We start from the raw sequence: 653 nt of genomic DNA, 5'->3' as shown, positions 1-653 counted from the left end.
TCCTATGAGAAAAAGTCGCCTCAGCCAGCCCGTTCAAAACAAACTGATCGAATTGTTCGTTGCAGGAGCAACCGCCCGTACTGCCGCCGAATTGGCCGGAGTCAACAAAAACACCGCTGCCTACTACTTTCACCGTTTACGCTTGCTTATCTTTAATCGTTGCGAACACTTGGAAATGTTTGATGGCGAAGTAGAAGCAGATGAAAGTTATTTTGGCGGCTGCTGCAAAGGCAAACGCGGTCGCGGGGCAGCCGGCAAAGTGGTGGTATTCGGACTGTTGAAGCGTAACGGTAAGGTTTACACCGTTACCGTAGCCAATACGCAGTCGGCTACCCTGCTGCCGATTATCCGGGAGAAGGTAAGACCGGACAGCGTGGTTTATACTGATTGCCACAGTGCCTACAATGTATTGGATGTTAGCGAGTTTAACCACTTGCGCATCAATCACCGCACCTGTTTTGCAGACAGGCAAAACCACATCAACGGGATTGAGAACTTCTGGAGTCAGGCCAAACGTCATTTGCGTAAATTCAACGGCATTCCGAAAAAGCATTTCGAGCTGTATTTGAAAGAGTGCGAATGGCGATTTAACAACAATGAAATGAAATCTCAAATTGCCATGTTAAAACAAATGGTAAAAGATAGTCTAACCT

Annotated in this window: 1 protein-coding gene; it reads left to right on the top strand. The window is 47.0% G+C overall.

The features are described from left to right. Positions 1 to 4: 4 nt before the first annotated feature. Positions 5 to 653, top strand: a 649-nt coding sequence (locus tag HMPREF2796_RS00940; RefSeq protein WP_070630255.1) for an IS1595 family transposase, incomplete at its 3' end; no start/stop codon positions are given.

Origin of the sequence: Eikenella sp. HMSC071B05, from assembly GCF_001811325.1 — a bacterium.
Classification (GTDB): domain Bacteria; phylum Pseudomonadota; class Gammaproteobacteria; order Burkholderiales; family Neisseriaceae; genus Eikenella; species Eikenella corrodens.
This window is presented reverse-complemented; position numbering and strand designations above follow the sequence as displayed.